General features: G+C 41.0%; 13 protein-coding genes and 1 pseudogene. All 14 read left to right on the forward strand.

Translation table 11 applies throughout. The features are described 5' to 3' along the window. Nucleotides 1-12 precede the first annotated feature (12 nt). Nucleotides 13-207: a hypothetical protein gene (locus LKD42_RS06510; RefSeq protein WP_248835174.1), complete on the forward strand. Its 195-nt coding sequence runs from the start codon at nt 13-15 to the stop codon at nt 205-207. A 135-nt stretch (nt 208-342) separates the two neighbouring features. Beyond that, on the forward strand, nt 343-1092 hold the full coding sequence (locus LKD42_RS06515; protein ID WP_248835175.1) for an ATP-binding protein: 750 nt from the start codon (nt 343-345) through the stop codon (nt 1090-1092). A 185-nt stretch (nt 1093-1277) separates the two neighbouring features. Further along, nucleotides 1278-1982, forward strand: coding sequence for a LytR/AlgR family response regulator transcription factor (locus tag LKD42_RS06520; RefSeq protein ID WP_248835176.1), 705 nt, complete (start codon nt 1278-1280; stop codon nt 1980-1982). Between the two features lie 218 nt (nt 1983-2200). Beyond that, entirely contained in the window at nt 2201-3313 is a 1113-nt protein-coding gene (locus LKD42_RS06525) for an ATP-binding protein (RefSeq protein ID WP_248835177.1), read from the forward strand. A 183-nt stretch (nt 3314-3496) separates the two neighbouring features. Next, nucleotides 3497-6358 carry a glycoside hydrolase family 3 C-terminal domain-containing protein gene (locus LKD42_RS06530; protein WP_248835178.1) on the forward strand — a complete coding sequence of 954 codons (2862 nt, stop codon included), beginning with the start codon at nt 3497-3499 and terminating at the stop codon, nt 6356-6358. A gap of 26 nt (nt 6359-6384) precedes the next feature. After that, nucleotides 6385-8823: a glycoside hydrolase family 3 C-terminal domain-containing protein gene (locus tag LKD42_RS06535; RefSeq protein ID WP_248835179.1), complete on the forward strand. Its 2439-nt coding sequence runs from the start codon at nt 6385-6387 to the stop codon at nt 8821-8823. Then, entirely contained in the window at nt 8820-9410 is a 591-nt protein-coding gene (locus LKD42_RS06540; protein WP_005423172.1) for a hypothetical protein, read from the forward strand. The genes LKD42_RS06535 and LKD42_RS06540 overlap by 4 nt, the downstream gene beginning before the upstream one ends. Before the next feature lie 53 nt (nt 9411-9463). Beyond that, a pseudogene (locus LKD42_RS06545) lies at nt 9464-9637 on the forward strand (transposase); the annotation flags it as partial. Between the two features lie 124 nt (nt 9638-9761). After that, nucleotides 9762-10034, forward strand: a complete 273-nt coding sequence (spoIIID, locus tag LKD42_RS06550; RefSeq protein ID WP_248835181.1) for a sporulation transcriptional regulator SpoIIID — start codon at nt 9762-9764, stop codon at nt 10032-10034. 134 nt (nt 10035-10168) lie between these two features. Beyond that, the gene (locus tag LKD42_RS06555) at nt 10169-10672 is read left to right on the forward strand and encodes a DNA-deoxyinosine glycosylase (RefSeq protein ID WP_248835193.1); all 504 of its coding nucleotides are present in this window, start codon (nt 10169-10171) and stop codon (nt 10670-10672) included. Between the two features lie 455 nt (nt 10673-11127). After that, entirely contained in the window at nt 11128-12168 is a 1041-nt protein-coding gene (locus LKD42_RS06560; protein ID WP_248835182.1) for a Stealth CR1 domain-containing protein, read from the forward strand. A gap of 60 nt (nt 12169-12228) precedes the next feature. After that, a complete protein-coding gene (locus LKD42_RS06565; RefSeq protein ID WP_248835183.1) occupies nt 12229-14391 on the forward strand; it encodes an NAD-dependent epimerase/dehydratase family protein in 2163 nt (720 codons plus the stop codon). Between the two features lie 19 nt (nt 14392-14410). Next, nucleotides 14411-15307: a hypothetical protein gene (locus tag LKD42_RS06570; RefSeq protein ID WP_147632709.1), complete on the forward strand. Its 897-nt coding sequence runs from the start codon at nt 14411-14413 to the stop codon at nt 15305-15307. 19 nt (nt 15308-15326) lie between these two features. After that, the gene (locus LKD42_RS06575) at nt 15327-17798 is read left to right on the forward strand and encodes a hypothetical protein (RefSeq protein ID WP_248835184.1); all 2472 of its coding nucleotides are present in this window, start codon (nt 15327-15329) and stop codon (nt 17796-17798) included. Nucleotides 17799-17801: the final 3 nt, after the last annotated feature.

The raw sequence follows: 17801 nt of genomic DNA on the forward strand, positions 1-17801 counted from the left end.
GGAGGAATCACTATGGGTAAAATTGAATTTGCCAATTGCCAGGATGTAAGAAATCAGAAAAAGATACGGGAATTAGATTGTCCACGCTGTCATGAACCGGGAGGCATTGAAGCCTTTGTGAAAGACGGAATACTTGCAGAGGACGGAGTATGTGATAACTGCGGATATATTCTTCCGAAAGGAACAGAACTGGAGGAAGTGGAGTAAGAAGCATTTAAGGAGATATTTGATGTAATGGCAAAATAGACATTATATTAATTTAATTATTTTTCGAAAACAGTTTGAAGTATGGTCATATGTAATGCTTATTATTTAGAAAAAAGAAAAGGAGTAAATATAGAGATGAAAATAGCAGTTTGCGGAAAAGGTGGATGTGGAAAAAGTACAGTAACCAGTCTTTTGGCTAAGGCTTTAGCCAGACGAGGAAAAGAAATTTTGGTAATTGATTCCGATGAATCTAATTATGGTCTACACCGACAGCTAGGTATGAAGCTTCCCAGAGATTTTACAGACTATTTCGGTGGTAAGCAAAATGTTTTGAATGATATGATGTTATCAAAATTTACTCATCAGTTTTTTGAGGAAACCTGGACTATAGATGATATACCGGAAGATTATTATAGTCTGAAGGACGGTGTAAAACTGATGAGCAGTGGAAAAATTCATCAGGCAAATGAAGGGTGTTCTTGTGCTATGGGAACTGTTATGACTCAATTTATCCAAAATCTCAGGCTTACAGAAGACCAATTTGCGCTAATGGATATGGAGGCTGGTATTGAACACTTTGGACGTGGAATTGATAACGGTGTAGATTTGATATTGATAATCATAGATCCATCTTATGAATCCCTACAGCTTTCCAAAAAAATCGGGGAATTATCGGAAAGTATTCGAAAACCATTTTATTACGTTCTCAATAAAGTAACAAAAGAGAATCAGGAAATGATGTATGAAGCTGTATGGAATTCAAGTCGAGTCGCTGTATCTCTTAGTGCGGATCCTGGTATTATGGGAGAGGGACTGATTGGGAAAGAACTATCAGAAAAACCAGATGCTATTGAAAACTTAACAGAATTTCTACTTTCTATTTAATGTGGATATATGATAAAAGAAAACCAGATTATACAGCTATAATTTGTAATATTACATCCACTTGACGCAAGAAATAAGCAGTGATATACTGGAACAAAAGTTATTTATAAAATAACAATAAAATCTGGGACTATATTGTGTGATTGAACAGTTACAAAGAATGCAATTCTTGTGGAGGGTATAGGATGATACAGATTGCAATTGTGGAAGATGAAGAAATTTACGTAAAACAATTAACAGAGTATATCCGAAAATATCAAACGGAAAGGGGAAGATCAATAAAGGTTACAGTATTTGGTGATGGAGAAGATATCACTGAGAATTACAGAGGCGGTTTTGATATTATTCTGATGGATATTCAGATGCGGTTCATGGACGGTATGACAACAGCAGAAAAAATCCGTCAGATGGATCAAAAAGTAATTATTATGTTTATTACAAATATGATTCAATATGCAGTACGTGGATATGAAGTTGATGCAATGGATTATGTAGTAAAACCAGTTGAGTACTTTTCTTTTTCGCAGAAACTGGACAAAGCAGTTGGACGTATGCGCTCTGAGGTCAAAGAATTTCTTACGATTCCGATTGGGGAAGGAGTTGTAAAAATAGATATAGCAGATATCTATTTTATTGAGGGGCAGAGACATAATGTAATTTATTATACTTCGAGAGGAGATTACTGTTCAAGAATTACGATGAAAGAACTCGAAGAAAAACTTGCGGTACATAATTTTTTTCGATGTGCAAAGGGATATCTGGTAAATATGAATCATGTAGAGGGATTTGTTGGTTCTGATTGTGTGATCCATAATGTACATATACCTGTCAGCAGAACCAGAAAAAAAGAATTCATGAATCTGCTTCTGCAAAACCTCAATATGGAATGATTTCATGCGAAATGGAGGATACTATGTTATATCAGGATATTCCAAGAATCTATACAGCAATAGCAGAGTGGGGATCATGTCTGGTTTATCTTTATATCTTAAAAAAAGAAAACATGAAATCTGTACATTTTCTTACAGGCAGTCTTTTCATGTTGGCAATGCAGAGTATCTTTCTGACTTTGACAGGTAGCGTAACTGAAATTTTGTGGATTCCCTGTATGATAATCGCTGCAGGTATGATGTATGGATTTCTTATGGTCGGAGGAAATATGAAGCCTCTGGGAGCGGCTTATTGCTGTGCCCGTGCATTTGTTCTTGCTGAGTTTGCAGCTTCGCTGCAGTGGCAGATGGTATCTAGTGTACAGACATGGGGGAATCAGAGCATTTGGGTTGAAATTCTGATCACGATGGTTATTTTTGGAGGCTGCTTTACGATTGATATTTATTTAGAAAAAGATCTTCTGAAGCAGAATTATCTTGAACAGATGACAGTAAAGGAAGTAGCAGCGGCGGCAATCATGGCTGTTGCAACCTTTGCTTTTAGTAATCTGAGCTTTTTAAATGAAAATGTACCATTTGCGAGCAGAGAACGTGCAGATATTTTTTCTATCAGAACACTGATCGATTTTGGAGGAATTGCAATCCTGCATGCTTATCAGAGCAGGATCAGTGAATATGTTGCAGAGAAAGAACTTTCAGTAATGAACGTGATGCTGAAAAGCCAGTATGATCAATATCGAAATTATCAGGACAGCCTGGATCTCATACAAATGAAATACCATGATCTGAAGCATCAGATAATGGGACTTCGTGCGGAATCAGATGAAGAGAAACGAAAAAAATGGATTGATTCCATGGAAAAGGAAATCGCTGCTTTTGAAAATATAAGCAAAACGGGGAATCAGGTACTTGATACGATTTTGGCAGCTAAGATTTTCCATTGTCGAAAAAATCATATACAGATTACTTGTGTGGCAGATGGAAAATTATTGGATCATATGCATGTAACAGATATATGTTCTATATTTGGAAATGCTTTGGATAATGCAATTGAACATGTAATTTTGATTCCAGATCCGAAAAAAAGACTGATCCATCTGACAGTATCCGCTCAAAAAGGATTTGTGTTTATCAAGATAGAGAATTATTGTGAAGCAGAAATTTCCAAAAATGAAGAAGATCTGATTACAACAACAAAAAAGGATAGTAAAAACCATGGTTTTGGATTGAAGAGTATTCGTAAAGCTGTAGAAAAATATGATGGTTCTGTAGTATTTGGAGTACAGCAGAACTGGTTTGAATTAAAAATTCTTTTACCCAGAGTATTGTAATGCTCTGGGTATTTTTGTTGCCAAGCATACGATAAAAAGGTCCGGTGGACCTTTTTTAGTATTTTGTGCCATATTTGCTGCATCTTGTGCCAAAAACGGCACGAAATAATAACCATGTTATAGTAATGCCAACAGGAAATGATACCTGAAAAAGACGAGAGAGTCAAAGGAGGAAAAAAGAGAATGATCAGTGTTGAAATGGAAGATGTTCTGGCGGTATTACAATTATGCAAACCGTATATTATCGGTATTATTGCTGCACTTGTAATTGGAATCGTAATTATGATCGCATGCCGCAGGATGTCCAGGGGCAAAAAATTTCTGATAAGAGGAGAAGCTGCGATCGCAATGGTTCTTGCAGTTGTTGTCTGCGTGAATATGATCTGCTTTGGGCCAATGGCTACGTTGATTGGACTGGCAACGGGAAATGGAACTTTAAGCGATGAAACAAATGAAGAAGCTGCGAAAGTAGCAGAAGAAATTATGGAAGACGGAATTGTTCTTCTGAAGAATGAAAGCCTGCTTCCTTTAAATGAAACAAAAAAACTGAATATTTTTGGCTGGGAATCTATTAATCCGGCTTACGGAGGAGCTGGTTCCGGTGGAATTAATGATCTGTATGATATTGTCAGCCTGAATCAGGGACTTGAAAATGCCGGATTTTCTATTAACCAGGAACTGGTTGATTTTTATAACAATTATGGTGCAGATAATCCGGAAATGTCTATCCAGAAACAGAGCTGGACATTACCGGAGCCACCTGTAGATACTTACAGTGATGAACTTATTAAAAGTGCGAAAGAGTATTCTGATGTGGCAGTTGTGGTTCTTTCCAGAAAAGCAGGTGAAGGTCATAATGATATTCCTATGGATGTAAGAAAAGCAGCATATGATAATAATTCAGATGAATATGATGATTTTCCTGAGGGAGAGCATTATTTACAGCTTTCACAAACTGAGAGAGATATGGTGGATATGGTTTGCTCAAACTTTGATAATGTGATTGTGATTTATAATGGAGCAAATCAGTTTGAGCTTGGTTTCGCAGATGAATATCCTCAGATTAAATCTGTTGTATGGTGCCCTGGAACAGGAAATGTGGGATTTAATGCACTTGGTAAAGTATTTTCAGGTGAAGTCAATCCTTCCGGAAAAACACCGGATACCTTTATTTATGATATGACGACTGCTCCGTGGTGGAATAATGCAGAAAAAACGGAGTATACAAATCTGGCAGATATGGCCGTTGAAGGAATGAACGCAGGAACTGCACAGATGTATGCTCCGGCATTTACCAATTATGTGGAAGGCATTTATGTAGGATACAAGTACTATGAAACAGCTGCACAGGAAGGTGCGATTGATTACGATAAGACTGTACAGTATCCATTTGGATATGGTCTGAGTTACACAGAATTTGAACAGAAAATGGGTGAACTGGAGGAAAAAGACGGACAAATTTCTGTAGATGTAGAAGTAACTAACACCGGAGATGTTGCCGGAAAAGATGTAGTAGAAGTGTATTATCAACCGCCATATACAAATGGCGGAATTGAAAAATCTTCTGCAAATCTAATCGAGTTTGCAAAAACAGATCTGCTTCAGCCGGGAGAATCTCAGATGGTTACAGTTACATTTAGTATAGAAGATATGGCCTCTTATGATGAGAATAATGCAAAAGCATATGTTCTTGAAAAAGGTGACTATGTAATCTCTATTAACAGCGATTCACACACTGTGCTGGATCAGAAAACTTATACCGCAGATGCTGATGTAGTATATAAGGGAGAAAATAAAAGAGCATCCGATGATACTGCTGCAATAAATGTATTTGAAGATGCAAAAGGAGATATAACATATCTGTCACGTGCAGATCATTTTGCAAATTATGAAGAGGCTACAGCAGCACCGGAATCTGCAGAGCTGGGTGAGCCATATGTTTCTGAATATCATCTGAACAGCAACTTTGATAAGACTACATACCTCAATGATGAGGATGTAATGCCGACAACGGGAGCAGATAATGGACTTACATTAGCTGATATGCGTGATGCTGATTATAACGATCCTCGTTGGGAAAAACTTCTGGATCAGCTTACTGTTGATGAAATGGCAAATATGATTGCAATGGCTGGTTATCAGACAGCAGCCATGGATTCTGTGGGAAAAGTGGCTACACTTGATTTCGATGGACCGGCAGCAATTAATAACAACTTTACAGGAGTTGGTTCTATTGGATTTCCAATTGAAGTTGTGGTTGCTTCCACATGGAATAAGGAACTTGCACAGGCCTGGGGTGAATGCATGGGCAAAATCAGTCAGGAAATGGGTGCAGAGGGCTGGTATGCGCCAGGTATGAATACTCATAGAACCGCATTTGGAGCAAGAAACTATGAATACTTTTCAGAAGATGGAATTCTTGCAGGAAATATGGGAGCAAAAGCAGTAGAAGGAGCAAGAAAATATGGAGTTTATTCTTATATCAAACATTTTGCTATGTATGAGGGAAATGCAAAGATGGTAAGTGTCTGGTCAAATGAGCAGGCAATCCGGGAAATCTATCTGAAACCATTTGAAATTTCTGTAAAACAGGGTGGCGCAAATGCGGTTATGGTTTCCTGGAGTTTCCTTGGAGATAAATGGACTGGAGAAAGCAGTAACCTTATGAATACAGTTCTCAGAGATGAATGGGGGTTCAGGGGAATGGCACTTACAGACTTCTTCCGAAACAATGGTCATGGATTTATGAATGCAGATGCAGCTTTGGCGAATGGAGTAGATGCAATGTTGTCCACATTCAATGGAGAAGAGAACAATGTAGCCAATTCGGAACATCCAACATCTGTACTTCAGATGAGGAATGCATGCAAAAATGTCATGTATACAGTTGTAAGCAGCTGGGCTTATGATGGAGAACACGAAAAAACAGGCATGGAAAACTGGAAAAAAGCAGGAATTGGTATCGACATTGTAATAGCATTTTTCATGGCAGGAATGGAAGTACTGGTAATCAGAGGATATAAGAAAAGAAAGAATGCTGAATAAGGATGAAAGTGGGATGGAAAACAGTTATGAAACAGCAAAAATTAGTTGAAAAGATGACAATAGAAGAAAAGGCAGCGATCCTTAGTGGAAAAACTGTCTGGCAGACCAGAGAAATTGACAGGCTTTCCATCCCGTCCATCTTTCTTTCAGATGGACCGCATGGAATTAGAAAACAGGCAGGAGCAGGAGACCATCTGGGACTGAATGCATCCTTGAATGCAACTTGTTTTCCCACAGCAGCAACAATCGCAAACAGCTGGAATCAGGATCTGGGAGAAGAGATTGGACAGGCTCTTGGAGAAGAAGCAGCAAGTATGGATGTAAATATTCTGCTTGGCCCGGGATTGAATATTAAAAGAAGCCCATTATGTGGAAGAAATTTTGAATATTTTTCGGAAGATCCATATCTTTCCGGGAAGATGGCAGCGTCATATATTCGTGGAATACAGAGTAAAGGCGTTTATGCCTGCCCGAAGCATCTGGCGGTTAACAGTCAGGAACTCCGGAGAATGGCAATGGACGCAGTTGTTGACGAACGGACATTAAGAGAAATTTATCTGACCGGTTTTGAGATAGCTGTTAAAGAAGGACACGCAAAAGCAATCATGAGCAGTTACAACCAGATTAATGGGATTTATGCTAATGAGGACAAACATCTTTTGACAGATATCCTGCGCAAAGAATGGGGATTTGATGGAATTGTAGTAACGGACTGGGGCGGAAGCAATGACCATGTGAAAGGTGTTGCTGCCGGCTCAAATCTGGAGATGCCGTCCTGTGGGTATGATTCTGCAAGAGAAGTGATTGATGCTGTCCGAAATGGAAAGCTGAAGGAAGCGGATTTGGATGAAAGAGTTGGAGAACTGGTGGATGCAGTGATGGAATTGACATCAGGGAAGAAGCTTTCAGATAAAAACTTTGACAGAGATGCACATCATCAACTGGCAAGGAAAGCAGCAGCAGAAAGCATGATTCTTCTGAAAAATGAAAAACAGATTCTTCCGCTGAATACTAAAAAATCCATCGCTGTTATTGGAGATTTTGCTTTTTCACCCAGATATCAGGGGGCAGGATCTTCTATGGTCAATCCAACAAAAGTAGAAAACATATCATCGATTTTGCAACAATATGATTTGAATATTCTGGGAATGACAAGAGGCTATCAGAGAAATGGGGATGTAGATGAGAATGACAGAAAGTTTGCATTAAATTTGTCTATGAATGCGGATATTGTGATTTTCTGCTTTGGTCTTGATGAGATCAGCGAATCAGAAGGACTGGACAGAACACATATGCGTATTCCACAGAATCAGATCGATCTTCTGCAGGATATCAGTAAAGTGAATGAAAATATTATTGGAATACTGAGTGCAGGATCTGCGATAGAAATGCCATGGCACACCTGCTGCAAAGCGATTTTGCATGGTTATCTGAATGGACAGGCAGGTGCTTCTGCAACATTGGATATTCTGACCGGAAAAGTGAATCCATCAGGAAGACTGGCAGAAACATATCCCATAACTTATGAACAGACACCGGCATTCCGATATTATCCGAGTAATGAGAAGACATCAGAATACCGCGAAAGTGTTTATGTAGGATATCGCTATTATGATACTTCAAAAGTCCGGGTGCAATATCCATTTGGCTTTGGGCTTTCCTATACGGAATTTACATATTCTGATCTTATCATAGAAGAGGATGGAATCAAAGTTTCGGTTACCAATACAGGTGACAAAGATGGAGCAGAGGTTGTTCAGATGTATGTAGGACTTCCTAATGCAATCGTGTTCCGACCGGAAAAAGAACTGAAAGGTTTTGCAAAAGTTTATCTGAAGGCGGGAGAACGCAGACAGATCAGAATTCCCTTTGATGATAAGACATTCCGTTATTGGAATATAAAAACGGGACAGTGGGAAATAGAAACAGGAACTTATCAGATTATGGTAGGAGCCAGTGTTGTAGATATTCGTTTAACAGGTATGACCGAAAGAACAGGAAACAGTAAAGGGTATCCTTATAATCCGGCAAAAATGCCTTACTATTATACAGGAATCGTGCAGAAAATATCAGATAAGGAATTTCGTGAACTTCTTGGCCATGAGATACCGAACAGAAGATGGAGTGGAAATCTGGAAATCAATGATGCAATTTGTCAGATGTATTATGCAAAAAGCCAACTTGCAAGACTGATATATAGATGTCTCACAAAAATGAAAAAGAAGAGTGAGGCACAGGGAAAGCCGGATCTGAATATTCTTTTTATTTACAATATGCCGTTTCGAGGGATTGCCAAGATGACCGGTGGGGCAGTCAGTATGGAAATGGTATATGGAATTGTCGATGCTGTGAATGGCCACTTTATGCTTGGGGTAAAAAAAATAATTGGCGGATATTTCAGAAACAGAAGAAATAATAAGAAATATGAAAAATTATTAAAAGGAGCCGGAGGAAAGTGCAGATGAATCATATAAAAAATATATGGAAATGTTTTGAAGAGAAACATTCTGCTATTGCAAAATGGCTTTATCAGATATTCTATTTTGTTATATTCAGTATGGGCGTGACAGTATTCCAGTATCTTGTATTTACATTTTTACCAGGGATTTTGGGAATTGGTCTGGCTGGTACAGAATTTATGTGGCCAAAGGTTTCCATGAATCTGTTTGGAGTAAAATTTACATGGAGTTTGCTTGGGTATAATGTATTGCGTGATGCAACGGGAAATATATTGATCGGTGGTGGACTTGGCTATTTTATCAGTTATGAATTAGGGTCATTTCTTGCACAGTGTATCAATTTTCCGCTTCAGAGAAATATTACTTTTAAAAGCCATGGAAATCCCGTATATCAGGCAATCTGGTATTTTGTTGCATGGGTGGTAATTTCACTGATTTGTAATGGATTTAATAATCTGTGGATGCCAGTTGCATCTGCATATGTGGCCCCGGCAGTCTATAACATGCTTGTGACAATTATTACAGGTGGAGTTTCCATGGTGATTTTTTTCTTTGTGTTTAAAATTATTTTCCCAGAGGGGAAGGCTGAATAGAAGAAATTAGCAAGTATGCCTGAAATCTAATCCTCGGCAATTCAATTACCGAGATGAAAGCACAGGAGTGTGCATGTCCGCTTTATTGTGGTGAAGGAGACCATGTCCACTGCTTTGTAACAGCTCCACCAAAGCTGTCCATAACAGCAATCGTCAAGTATCTGAAGGGGATTACTGGCAGAAAACTGTTCGAACGTTTTCCGGAAATAAGAAACCAGCTATGGAAGGAGAAAGGAAGTAGAAAAGCGAAGCTGGCAAAACGGAATGAGATGTTTCTGGCGAAAGTTTAATCAGACATACTCCAAAATCCCTCTGCATACATTGTAAAAAGATGCATGCAGAGGGATTTTTTTGAAGGATTATATTGAAGAGCGGGCAGTGGAAGTTGCGTATTATATAATTGAAACGAAGGCTACGGTGCGTCAGGCAGCAAAGAAATTTGGGATCAGCAAGAGTACGGTACATAAGGACTGCACGGAACGTTTGCGGCAGATTGATGCGGGGCTGGCGGCTCAGGCACGCGAGGTTCTTGATGTGAACAAATCAGAGCGTCATATCCGCGGTGGTGTAGCAACCAGGGAAAAGTACAGGCATTTGCATGAGCTGCAGGAACGTCATGTATGAAAATAAAAAATGCAAAAAGCAAAATTTCGAATGGAAATATGAGAATTCTTTGCAGATCATTATATAAAAAATGAAAAAGTGCGATATAATGGAAGATAAATGCAGTTGAAAAACAAAAGAAGAAAGAGGACATAATTTTGCAGGAATATCAGACAGTTACTCATCAATTTGAACCGGTTTTTGATGAGCATTCGAAGGTACTGATCCTGGGGACATTTCCGTCAGTGAAGTCCAGGGAGCAGAATTTTTATTACGGACATCCGCAGAACCGATTCTGGAAGGTGCTTGCGAATCTGACGGGATGTGAGGTTCCGGGGACGGTGGAGGAAAAGAACGGTTTTTTGTTAAGAGAACATATCGCGGTGTGGGATGTGATCGCGAAGTGTGATATCATCGGTTCGAGTGACAGTTCGATCCGAAATGTAGTTCCGGCAGATCTGTCAAGGATTTTAGATCATGCACCGATCCGGCAGATTTATGCAAATGGCGGGAAGGCTTATGAATTGTATCAGAAATATGCATATCCGATCACGGGAAGGGAGATCGTAAAACTGCCATCGACAAGTCCGGCGAATGCGGCATGGCAGATGGAACGTCTTCTGGAAGCATGGGCGGCAGTGAAAGAGAATCTGGGATAAACGGATTCTCTTTTTTTGTTTCATGAATCTGATTGTTTTTTAACCAAATCAAGTAAGTCCCCTGCTTCAATTGAGAAAAGCAATAAGCAGTGGGTGGGGACTTGCTTGTATCAGGAGGAGTGCAAGCACCTTCTGATAAACTGCGGAGCAGTTATTTGGTTATGAGCAAGTAGCAAAGCGGATTGCGAATATCCGCTTGACTGTAAAACAATAAAAAGTATAGATCCGGATAATGTGAAAAAAAAGATAATTTTTTAAAAGAATATGAAAAAATTTCTTGCAAAATTGTATTAAATTTTGTGAAAACAGAAAGCAAATTTATGTTATACTAATTAGCAAATAAGATGGAATATAAATGAAAAAGAGTGTGATACCAGAGAAAAAGAAACGAAATGCCGGAAGCAAAAAAATGTAATATATGACAGGGGAATGGCGGAGGCATTTTTTAACTGAAGGTGAGAAAAAAAGTGAACAGGAGAGAAAAAGAACCAATAGATTTTGTAATTACCTGGGTAGATGGAAATGACCCAAAATGGCAGGAAGAAAAGGATAAGACGCTGATTGCTCAGGGACTGGGTGTTCATATAGATGGCAGGAAGGAGCGTTACCGGGACTGGGACAATCTGCAGTACTGGTTCCGGGGTGTTGAGAAGTATGCACCGTGGGTGCGGAAGATCCATTTTGTTACCTGGGGACATATGCCGGAATGGTTGAACGTGGATCACCCGAAGCTGCATATCGTAAAGCATGAGGATTTTATTCCAAAGGAGTTTCTGCCGACGTTTAATTCGCATACGATCGAGTGGAATTTTCACAGGATCGAGGGACTGTCGGAGCATTTTCTGTATTTTAATGATGATATGTTTTTGTTAAATAAAGTGAAACCGACGCATTTTTTCAAACACGGGAAACCGGTGGATATGCTGGCTCTGCAGCCGGTGGTGGCGAATAAGGATAATGAAGTGATGTCCTACATTTATTTAAATAATGCGATACTGCTGGCAAAGCATTTTGATAAGTATGAAAATATGAAAAAGCAGCCGGGAGCTTATTTCCATGTGGGATACCCACTGAAGTATTACTGCTATAATGTGATGGAGATGGCTTTTCCGAGGTTTACGGGCTTTTATACGGTACATGGTCCGTCGCCGCTTAAAAAGAGCACGTATGAGATGCTGTGGCAGGCGGAGCCGGAGCTTCTGAGGAAGGTGTGCAGCCATCCGTTTCGTCACAAGGAGGATGTCAGCCAGTATGTGATCCGGGAATGGCAGAAGCTCAGCGGTGATTTTGTGAATAAAAACAGCTACTGGCTCTGTAAATATTTTGATGTGTCAGATCACAATGAAAAGCTGCTCAGAATGATCAGAAAGCACACAGGAAAAATTGCCTGTGTCAATGACAGCAATCACGGCATTGATTTTGAAAAGGCGAAAGCGGAGATCAATGCAGCATTTGCGGAGGGATTTCCGGAGAGGTCTGCATTTGAGTGTGAATAGAAAAAGGCGAAAGCGGAACGCAAATCTTTGATTTACAACTAACTGAAAAAGGGGAAATGTATGAATATTCTGTTGGTAGGCGGCACTTGCAGCCTGATGAATAATATCATTCTCAAGCTTCGAAAAGAAGGGCACAGAGTTTTTCTGCTGACGGGAGATAAATATAAACACAACAAATATGAAAAAGTATTTGAACGGTACGATTTTCCGTATGACAGTGAGAATCTTAATGAGATCATCGAGAGTGTCAATCCGGATGTAACGATCCTGCTGGGAGCTTTTGATACGAACTATCTCTGGAATGGCGAGGAGCGAGAGACGGTTCATTTTATTTCGCATATGGTGAATATCCTGGTGGCCTATTCGGTGGTGAACCGAGGCAAACTGATTTATCTGTCTTCGGATGAGGTTTTCAGTGGCGATTATCCGGATGATATCACAGAAGGAGAGAAATTTTCCGGATATGGAATACGCCCGGCAGCGTTGTCACAGGCAGAGGAGCTGTGTGAGAATTTCCGGGTGAACCGGGGACTGGATATCACGGTTCTGCGGCTGGATCATCTGTACAGCATTCCGAAGGATAAAAATGATATCAACAATATCTGTGCGGGCATGTGTCTGGAGTATCTGCGTGACGGATATATCAAAGCGGATGAGAACCACACCTTTTCGATGTTGTACGAGAAAGATGCCGTGGAATATATTTACAAGGTAGTAAAAAGTAAGAAAAGGGCACATTCGATCTATCATCTGTCATCCAATGATGTGGTAAATGAGGTAGAGCTGGCATCCTGGATCTTGCAGGTGATGCAAAGTGAAGCAAACATCGTGACGACACCGGGGAAAAACGGAAGATGTGTGCTTTCCGGAAGAAAATTTGAAGAAGAATTTGATGTTTACACATTCTGCGACTGCAAAAAGATCATTGAAAAGATGGCTCTTTATATGCAGAAGCACAAGGATGTATTTGTAAATGAAGATAAAGAGGGATCCATCCTGAAAAACCTCTGGGAGAAATGGAAATGGCTGGTGCGGGCACTGGTACCGTTTATTGAGAACCTGATCTGTTTTATTCCGTTTTTCATGCTCAATAACCGAACGGTCGGCAGTCAATATTTTGCAAATCTGGACCCGTTTCTGCTCTATGTGCTGCTGTTTGCAATCGTGTACGGGCAGCAGCAGGCAACGTTCTCGGCAATCTGTGCGGTAGCCGGATATATGTTCCGGCAGATGTATACGAGGACCGGTTTTGAGGTACTTTTAGATTATAATACTTATGTCTGGATCGCACAGCTGTTTATTCTGGGACTGGTTGTGGGCTATATGAGAGATCAGATCCGTACGATGCGGGCGGAGAGTGCGGAGCTGGAGGAGCATTTATCAAGGCAGATCGTGGATATCCGTGATATCAACGAGAGCAACGTGCGTGTGCGTGAGGTCATGGAACAGCAGCTGGTCGGCCAGAAAGACAGTCTTGGAAAGATTTACAGTATCACAAGACAGCTGGATCAGAGTATGCCGGATGAGGTTGTCTTCCATGCGGTTGAAATGCTCACAAAACTGATGGAAACAAAAGATGTGGCATTTTACAGTGTGGTGAATGATGATTATGCACGTCTCTTTTCGGCATCTTCGGAAAAGGCGAGAAGTCTTGGAAACTCCATCCGCTACCGTGAAATGACGGAAATCTATGATGAACTTCTGGAAGAAAAGGTGTATATCAATAAAACGATGGATGAACGTTATCCGCTTATGGTACGGGGCATTTATGAGGATGGAAAACTGCAGATGGTCATTATGCTCTGGGGCTTAAACTGGGAGAAGATGACACTTGGACGGGCAAACTTCCTGACGGTTGTCAGCTACCTGATCCAGAATGCCGTGCTGCGGGCACAAAGATATATACAGGCCCTAGAAGAAAAGCGTTACAGCTATGGCTCCCGTATTCTGGAAAAAGATGCGTTTGAGTCTCTGGTTCAGGCCTATGTGAAAGCAGAAGAAAAGAACCTGGTAGAATGTACGCTGCTGAAAGTCTGTGTACAGCCGGAACAGTATCAGGAGGTTGGCCAGAAAATGGTTGAAAAGATGCGAGACAGTGATTACATCGGTGTTATGGAAGATGCTCAGCTTTATGTGCTGCTTGCTAATACCGGTCAGGAAAATGCCGTGATCGTTCAGAAGCGATTTGAGGAGAATGGATATCGTACAGAAATTGTGGAGTAGATAAAGTATGTCCCGGAGAATGAAATTTTTTATATTTTTACTTGTGATAAACTTTATTGTGGTTGTGATCTATGTGATCTGGAACCATTTGAGAGGAAAAGAAAAAAATCTCAGTACATGGATGAAGGCGATCGTGATGCTTTTATGCCCGGTGGTCGGACCGACGTTTCTCTGTGCGGCCTTTTTGCTGTACAAGCTGTTTATGGCACAGGCGATGGATCTTTCAGATGTTGTTTTCAGCAAAGAGAGAGTCAAAACCTTTATTCCTCCGGATGAAGAGCGGGGAAGAAATATGGTTTCCATCGAAGAAGCTCTGGAGGTTACGGATAAAAAGAGCCTTCGTACATTTATGATGAATGTGATCCGGGGAGATTACCGAAAATATTTGTCTTCGATCTCACTGGCTTTGAATAATGAGGATACGGAGACAGCACATTATGCAGCTTCGATCCTTCAGGATGTACTTGGAGAATTTCGAGAAAACGTACAGGAGAAGTATCAGTTAAGCCAGGTGGAGGATGAACAGCAGGTGCAGCACTGCATTGAGCTGATCGAGTATATGAATCCGATCTTGGAACAGAAAATTCTGACAAATCTGGAACAAAATTCCATGATTGAGCGAATGGATGAGGTACTTGAGAAGGCCTGGAGTCTGGAACCGGAAAAGATCAGCAGTGTGGTCTACGAAAAACTGTGTGCAAGGTTGATGGAGATTCCAGATTATGAAAAATGCGGCAAGTGGGCACAGCGTTCCATGGAGCAGTATCCAGGAGTGCTCTCGAGCTATACCTGCCAGCTGAAACTGTTCTTTTCCAACGGGGATAAGGAGAATTTTTTCCGTGTCATGAACGAGCTGAAGGCTTCGGACATCACGATTGATAAAGAAACACTGGAACTGATCCGAATATTTATGTAATGCAGAAGGATGAAATGATATGTCAATGACAACACTGGTAATTTTAAGATTTCTGGGCATTTTTGCAGCCTATATGGGTGTGACACTGGCACTTCCGGCACTGATGTTCCGCAGGATCCTGCGGGGCAGAAGTCTGGCAGAACAGTTTCTGATGTGTTACACCTTCGGTAATTTTTATATTATCAATATTGTGTTCTTACTGCAGCTGTTGCATATTTCAAATTTCCTTACGCTTGCCGGGCTGACTGCGGTATTGAGTATTGTAATCGGAGGCAGAGTCAATCGGATTCCTTTAAAGCAGCAGGCGGGAAATACCTGGCATTTGTTTGGCAAACTTCTGAGAGGAAGAATGAAATTAAAATCAGCAATTTTTCTTTTCCTTGGAAAATGTGCAGAGGGAATAAAGAGACTGGCGAAATTTTTCTATCGTCATATTGTGAAAAATCCGATCCAGAGTATGCTTCTGCTGGGAATCGGAGTGTGTCTGTGCTGGATCTACGGAAGACAGATTATCTTAGTCTATGGTTATCGTGCATCGGATATCCCGGTGCATATGAGCTGGATCAATGAGATGAGCAGAGGAAAGATTTTTGCGAAAGGTGTCTATCCGTTTGGTTTTCACTGCATAATCTATTATCTGCATGCAGTCTTTCGCTTTGATACGTATGTGATCTTATGCCAGTTCTTTTTTGCTCAGGTAATCTTTATGCATCTGGTATTGCTGGCGATGATGAAGCAGCTCTGCAAAACAAAATACATTCCATACATCGGAACTTTTGTATTTCTGCTTGGAAATTTCTGGTCCGGCCAGACTTACTCACGATTTTATGCGACTCTGCCGCAGGAATTTGGTATGATTTTTGTGATCCCTTCCATTTATTTCCTGATCCGGTTTTTTCAGATACCGAAGCAGAAACTGGCGAATAAAGAGACGAGGCTTACGCTGCAGTGCTTTGCGATGACGTTTTCTCTGACACTGGCGATCCATTTTTACGGCACGATGATCGCCGGACTTTGCTGTATCGGGATCGCGTGCGGATTTTGTTTTCGCTTTTTGCGTAAAGAATATTTTCGCCGTATCATGTTTACGGGAATCTGCAGCGTTTTTCTGGCGGTGCTGCCGATGGGGATTGCTTTTGCGACCGGAACGCCGCTTCAGGGTTCCCTCGGATGGGGCTTAAGTGTCATCAATGGAGGCAAAAGTTCTTCTTCGACAGAGACAGAGGCAGACGAAGCAGAAACATTGGAAGTCTCCACCGGAGATGACAAAAATACGGTGCGGGTTGTGAAGCCGGATGGTACGGTTATGGAGATTGATGTCAGTGATCTGCCGTCTGCACAGGAGAACGAAAGCGGCGGACAGACGCAGACAGAAACCACGGCACCGGCCGTGCCAAAAGTATCTTTTGGCGAAAAAATTCGAAAAATTCCGGGGAAAGCAAAAAATGCTTTATCGGAAATGAGCAGTCGAATCCTGGAATTCATTATTAAACTGGATGTGAAAAACATTGGTTATATGATCCTGGCGTCTTTTGCACTGTTGCTTTTGCTCGGACTGGTCTTCTGTATTTTCCGGCAGCCAGGATATGGAGCAATGCTGATGTCCATGGGATTCTGTATGTGGATCGTGACCATTTTGCTGTGTGCAGGCGTGTTTGGACTGCCGCCGTTGATGGATGGAGCAAGATGCAGTATTTATTATGTTTATCTGCTCAGTGCGGCTCTTACGGCACTGGCAGACGGACTGCTGTATATGGTGCTGCCGTTGCGGAAACTGCGGCTGGTAAGGAATGCTGTGTCGCTGGCTGTTGCGGCAGCGGTTCTGATGGGAATGTTCCAGAATCATATGATCAAACAGTCCGATTTCTCCAGCGGTTTTGTGATGAATGGAGCGATCACCTGCCTGAGCAATATTATCCATGAAAATGAAGATAAGACCTGGACGATCGTATCGGCGAACGATGAGACGCAGATGGGAGTGGATCACGGATGGCATTATGAGACGATTACGTTTCTGCGTGGAATGGAAACTCTGGAAAAAAATACGAAAGTCATCATTCCGACGAAAACGGTTTATTTCTTTATTGAAAAAATACCTTTGGATTACAGCGTTACTTATGATAAGAGCGGTCAGTCGATCTCCAGAAAGGGAGCCAGCCGTTCCCTGCCGAATGTGGGCGGCATCGGTATGTATCAGGGAGAAGGAAGATGGATCGTGATGTCCAGAATGTATTATTGGGCACAGGCGTTTATGGAGCTTTATCCGAATGAAATGAAGGTCTATTATGAGGACAATAAGTTCATCTGCTATAAGATCGAGCAGAATATGTATCATCAGTATGATTTTGCGATAGACTACAGATACAATCAGAACAAGATGCAGGATGAGACAGCCGAAGATACACAGGATGAGACGCAGCAACAGAGTGAAGCAACGAATGAAACGCAGCAACAGAGCGATGCATCCGGAAAACAGGAGGCAGGAAAATAGAGT

Origin of the sequence: Hominisplanchenecus faecis (genome assembly GCF_020687205.1) — a bacterium.
In the GTDB taxonomy this organism is placed as follows: domain Bacteria; phylum Bacillota; class Clostridia; order Lachnospirales; family Lachnospiraceae; genus Hominisplanchenecus; species Hominisplanchenecus faecis.